The following is a 5,888-nucleotide window of genomic DNA, read 5'->3' on the forward strand; positions in this document are numbered from 1 at the left end:
ATGGTTTTCAAACTTTCCTATCAAGGAACCGCGGCAAGCCGCGGGGAATACTAGTTTAACTGAAAGATTGATGGCAGCTCCTAGAACTGCGAGAATAGGAACTCAAATTGGTATATTAGCCAGCTTAACCTTCAAAAAATGATAAATTCGAATGCAAATATCAACCACGAAAGTTAAATCGGAATCAAAAGCACTAGATTTTTTAAGCGTTATCTTCCCAATAATTAACTCCTGATTTCTTGGCAAGAAAACTAACAAAGTCTTGATGCTCCATCAATTCCGTATCTTCAGCCCTGATAATAACTGGATTTTGCAAACATAAAGAACGATGCTCTTGGGAAATAATTTGCGAATTGCTGGAAACAGCTTCTGTTTCAGCAAATAAACTGGCTTGTCCGCCCGTCATTGCCAAATAAACAAAAGCCAGAATTTCGGCGTCAAGTAACGCACCGTGCAATTGTCGATTAGAATTGTCTATACCGTAACGTTTACACAAGGCATCAAGGCTATTGCGCTGCCCCGGATGCTTCTCACGAGCCATAACCAATGTATCAAAAATATCGCAATATTCTTCTAATGTTTTTTTCCATTGGACGTGCTTCAATTCAGAATTAAGAAAACCCACGTCAAACGCTGCATTATGAATAATTAATTCAGCACCACCCACAAACTGAAGAAATTCAGATACAACATCTTTAAATAAAGGTTTATCCTGCAAAAATTCAGAACTTATTCCGTGAACGCGGAAAGCTCCTTCATCTACTTCACGTTCAGGGTTCAAATAGACATGATAATGTTTTCCAGTGAGTTTCCTCTCTATTAACTCTACACATCCAATTTCAATAACTCTGTGGCCGAGCTCATGTCCAATACCTGTGGTTTCAGTATCTAATATAATTTGTCTCATCAGCCAGCCCGGTTATGATAGTTCAGTAATGCCTTGATTGGCCAATGCGTCGACCAAATCGTTTTCTACGTGTCCTGAGTGCCCTTTCACCCAATGCCATGTCACCTTATGACTGGAGGCCAGTTTATCCAGTAATACCCAGAGATCTGCATTTTTCACTGGTTCCTTCTTGGAGTTCTTCCAGCCATTTTTTTTCCAGCCTTTTAACCACTCCTTCATTCCTTGTTGTACGTATTTGGAATCAGTATATAACTCCACTTCACAGGGTCTGGTTAACGACTCTAATCCTTTAATTGCAGCCATCAACTCCATACGGTTGTTTGTGGTGTGCGCTTCACCGCCATGTAATGTTCGTTCAACGCCTTGCGAACGCAATAATACTCCCCATCCACCAGGCCCAGGATTACCTTTACAGGCACCATCAGTATAAATTTCAACAATCATAAGAATAAATCAGTCTGTAGTTCTCGATAAGAGCCATAGCATAACAAGAAAAATCAGTTATACCACCAGGTTTTTACATTCTTCATGAATAAAAAAATTGCTTCACGAAACCTCATCATTGTTTTTCTTTGTTTTTATGCCTGCAATACAAGTCAAAAACAGTTTCATTAACCGCCCATAGGGTGGATAAAGCAAAACACATGGTGAGAATCTTTTTTGTACCAACACAGGTTTTAGTTTCGAAAAGGTATTGAAGCCTTCCGGTCCATGGTATTGCCCCATTCCACTATGACCAACACCACCGAACGGTAAATCATCAATAGCGACATGCATTATGGTATCGTTAATAGTCAAAGCACCGGATAAGGTTCGAATTTGAATATCCTCTTTCTCCTGCTTGCTCTCGCCAAAATAATATAAAACCAGAGGGTTTGGAGAGGCATTCACATAAGCAATCGCATCATCAAATTTTTTATAGTTCAACACGGGTAAAACAGGACCAAAAAGCTCCTCCTTCATTACCTTCATATCATTGGTTGCATTAAACAATAAATACATTGGCATTTTATTGGACCTTGATTTTTCTGTACCAAATTCAACGATGCGTGCGCCTTTAAGGCGTGCATCATCCAGTATATCCAGCAAACGTGCTTTATGGTCTGAGGTAATAATACTAGAGTAATTATCATTACTCATTAATTCAGGATAATGAACATGAATAAATTTTTTAAATTCAGCTTCAACCACTCTATCCCATCCTTCTGGAACTAATAAATAATCAGGAGCAATACATGTTTGAGCCGCATTAAATAATTTCCCCATGAATAATCGCTTAAAATAATTAATATTCATGGTAGACGAGAGAATGGCAGGGGATTTTCCACCTAACTCCAGAGTAACAGGTGTCAGATTCTCGCTAGCGGCTTTCATTACTAACTTGCCAACACGTGTCGACCCAGTAAACATTAGATGCCCAAATGGTAACTCAGAAAACTGCTCGGAGACATCAATACCACCATTGACCACCTGAATAAAATTATCGAGCCCCATTGTATGGAACAACGAATGCAGTACTAAGCCAGTATGGGTAGATAATTCAGACATTTTTATCATAACTCGATTACCCGCTGCCAATGCATACAGAGCAGGAACTATCGACAAATATACAGGATAGTTCCATGGGACCAGATTACCGATAACTCCTAAAGGTTGAGGGATTACATAAGCAGATGCAGGAAGAAATAACCAAGACACATTCCGCCTTCTCTTTTTCATCCAATGTTTCATTTTCTTCAGACAATAATCAATTGCTCTTATAGTAGGAAAAATTTCGAGAAATAAGGTTTCATCAGTAGACCGATGAGTAAAATCCTTATTGACAGCTTCAGCAATCGTATAGGCTTCTTGCTGTACTATTTTTTTAATAGCTAGAAGTATGTTTTTCCTTTCCTTTAATGCAGGGAAAGGATTCAATTTATATTGACGTTCTAATGCTTCAAATTGGGATTTTAAATCCATTTAGTTTGTCCCCTACTCTACGGTCTCAACATTTAAACTAGTCAACGTGAATTCCTCAGCAAAGATTTTTTGCTTCACCACAGCAATATCCGGAGCAAAATATCTGTCTTTATCAAATGAAGGAACCTTTTCTCTTAATCGTCGATAAATTTCATGCAATTGAGGTGAGGTTTTTAAAGGCTTATGGAACTCCAAACCTTGGCATGCAGCAAGTAATTCAATCGCAAGAATAGTTGCCGTATTATCATTCATTTCATTTAATCGGCGTGCCGCATTAGTAGCCATAGAAACATGATCTTCCTGATTCGCCGATGTGGGCAAGCTGTCAACAGAATGAGGATGGGCAAGAGCTTTGTTATCACTGGCGCAGGATGCAGCAGTCACATGAGCTATCATAAATCCTGAATTCAGGCCGCTATCTTTTACCAGAAATGCGGGTAGACCACTAAAATTTTTATCAATCAATAAAGCAATGCGGCGCTCAGCATTTGACCCCATTTCAGCAATGGCCAATGCCAGGTTATCTGCAGCCATGGCAATTATTTCACCATGAAAATTGCCTCCCGATAATATTTCGCCATCCTGAGCAAAGACCAAGGGATTATCTGAAACAGCATTAGCTTCGTGTTGAAGTGTTGAACCAACAAATTGCATTTGGTGAAGCACTGCTCCCATGATTTGAGGCTGGCAGCGTAACGAATAAGGATCTTGAACGCGGTTACATTGCCTGTGAGATTCTCTTATCTCACTGCCAAGCAAGAGCTCTCGATACATAGCAGCAACATCGATTTGGGCTTGATGGCCACGCGCCTGATGAATTCTCTCATCAAAAGGAACATCACTACCGCATGCCGCATCAACAGATAATGCACCAGCTATAACAGCAGTTTCAAATAACGTTTCACAGGTAAATAGAGCCATTAATGCAATAGCTGTTGATACTTGTAATCCATTAAGTAACGCCAAGCCTTCTTTGGCTTCCAGCTCGATAGGTGTCAAACCAGCAATTTTCAAGCCTTCAAGTGCACTTATTTTTTTACCTTTATAACGGACATACCCTTCTCCCAGCAAAGGTAAAGCCATATGTGCTAAAGGAACCAAATCTCCCGAAGCCCCTACAGACCCTTTTGCAGGAATACAAGGATATACTTTATGATTATATAACTGCATCAATGCCTCAACCAACTCCAGCCGAACACCAGAAAATCCTTGAGCAAGGTTATTAATTTTAAGAAGTAAAATCAGTGCGACGACGTTATCAGGTAAAAGCTCGCCAGTTCCACACGCATGAGACAAGACAATATTTCGTTGCAACTGTTTCAAATGCTCATTGGAAATCGTTTGATTCGCCAAAGAGCCAAAACCGGTGTTAATTCCATAAACAGTTCTCTTTTCTTTAAGAACTTTTTTCACCGTTTGATGGGATGCTGCTATCAAACCTAACGCAGTATCTGATAAAGAACAGAGCAAACCATTAGTAATGGTATACTTGATTGACTGCAGGGTCAGCTGCCCTGGTTGAAGAATAAAACCCTCAGACATTTACTTGCTCCTCTTGAGATTCCATAGGTAACCATAATGAATTTTCTTTAGCGCATTGCTTCGCGATATCATATCCTGCATCTGCATGCCGCATTACTCCTGTAGCCGGATCATTATGTAATACCCTGGCTAATCGCATTGCTGCTTTTTCTGTTCCATCAGCAACTATAACCACTCCAGAATGTTGCGAAAAACCCATTCCCACACCACCACCATGATGGATACTGACCCAGGTAGCTCCGCTGGCACAATTTAATAAAGCATTCAGTAACGGCCAATCAGAAACAGCATCGCTTCCATCCAACATTCCTTCCGTCTCCCTGTTAGGACTAGCCACAGAACCTGAATCCAGATGATCTCGTCCGATAACGATAGGAGCTTTGACTTGTTTGTTTTTAACCATTTCATTAAAGGCTAAAGCTAAACGCGCCCGAGCTTTTAAACCCACCCAGCAAATTCTGGCTGGCAATCCCTGAAAAGCAATTTTCTCTTTAGCCATATCGAGCCATTGGTGTAAATGTTTGTCATCAGGAATCAGCTTTTTAACCATTTCATCTGTAGCATAAATATCCTCTGGGTCACCAGATAAAGCAACCCATCTGAATGGGCCAACTCCCTCGCAGAATAAAGGCCTGATATAAGCAGGAACAAATCCTTCGAAAGCAAAAGCATTAAGCTCTCCGGCTTCAAACGCCATTTGTCTTATATTATTACCATAATCAAAAACAGGTATTCCCATTTTTTGGAACTCAAGCATGGCATGTACTTGAACAGCCATAGATTTTTTAGCGGCATCAACTATCTGAGAAGGATTGGATATTCTTCGTTCCACTGCCTGTTCTAATGTCCAACCAGAAGGAAGATAGCCGTTTAAAGGATCATGCGCACTCGTTTGATCAGTTACTAATGCAGGTTTAGCTCCTCGTTGCACTAACTGAGGATAAATATCTGCTGCATTTCCTAATAGTGCTACCGATATCGGCTGTTTGTTCTTGCATGACTCGTTAACCCAAGCCAGGGCCTCATCAATATTATCAGTATATCTATCCAGATATTTTGTTTTAATACGTTTTTCGATTCGGCTAAGATCACACTCCACTGCTAAAACACTGGCACCCGCCATTGTACCAGCCAAAGTTTGTGCACCACCCATTCCACCAAGCCCGCCAGTTAAGATCCAGCGCCCTGATAAATCACCATCGTAATGTTTTTTTGCAGCAGCAACAAAAGTTTCATAGGTACCTTGCACAATTCCTTGTGAACCGATGTAAATCCAACTTCCTGCTGTCATTTGGCCGTACATCATCAAACCTTTTTTGTCCAGTTCGTTAAAATGTTCCCAACTCGCCCAGCGAGGCACTAAATTAGAATTAGCAATAAGTACTCGAGGTGCATCTTCATGAGTTGTAAACACCCCTACAGGCTTCCCTGACTGAATTAATAAGGTTTGATCATTATCCAGGACTTTTAATACCTG

Annotated in this window: 5 protein-coding genes; all 5 read right to left on the reverse strand. The window is 40.5% G+C overall.

The genetic code is table 11. The annotated features are described in order from the left end of the window. Positions 1-202: 202 nt before the first annotated feature. On the reverse strand, positions 203-907 hold the full coding sequence (gene dnaQ, locus Q0495_RS09265) for a DNA polymerase III subunit epsilon (protein WP_298625258.1): 705 nt from the start codon (positions 905-907) through the stop codon (positions 203-205). Between the two features lie 12 nt (positions 908-919). Beyond that, on the reverse strand, positions 920-1,351 hold the full coding sequence (gene rnhA / locus Q0495_RS09270) for a ribonuclease HI (RefSeq protein WP_298625261.1): 432 nt from the start codon (positions 1,349-1,351) through the stop codon (positions 920-922). 102 nt (positions 1,352-1,453) lie between these two features. Continuing rightward, positions 1,454-2,869: a coniferyl aldehyde dehydrogenase gene (locus tag Q0495_RS09275; RefSeq protein ID WP_298625262.1), complete on the reverse strand. Its 1,416-nt coding sequence runs from the start codon at positions 2,867-2,869 to the stop codon at positions 1,454-1,456. Positions 2,870-2,881: 12 nt separating this feature from the next. After that, a complete protein-coding gene (hutH, locus tag Q0495_RS09280) occupies positions 2,882-4,411 on the reverse strand; it encodes a histidine ammonia-lyase (RefSeq protein ID WP_298625264.1) in 1,530 nt (509 codons plus the stop codon). After that, positions 4,404-5,888 (reverse strand): urocanate hydratase (gene hutU / locus Q0495_RS09285; protein ID WP_298625265.1); only part of this gene is annotated, 1,485 nt, incomplete at its 5' end. The genes hutU and hutH, both read right to left, overlap by 8 nt.

Origin of the sequence: uncultured Legionella sp. (genome assembly GCF_937871865.1) — a bacterium.
Classification (GTDB): Bacteria; Pseudomonadota; Gammaproteobacteria; order Legionellales; family Legionellaceae; genus Legionella.

Coding starts and splice junctions, on each gene's coding strand:
- dnaQ (WP_298625258.1), bottom strand. CDS start 907: ATGAGACAAATTATATTAGATACTGAAACCACAGGTATTGGACATGAG.
- rnhA (WP_298625261.1), bottom strand. CDS start 1,351: ATGATTGTTGAAATTTATACTGATGGTGCCTGTAAAGGTAATCCTGGG.
- Q0495_RS09275 (WP_298625262.1), bottom strand. CDS start 2,869: ATGGATTTAAAATCCCAATTTGAAGCATTAGAACGTCAATATAAATTG.
- hutH (WP_298625264.1), bottom strand. CDS start 4,411: ATGTCTGAGGGTTTTATTCTTCAACCAGGGCAGCTGACCCTGCAGTCA.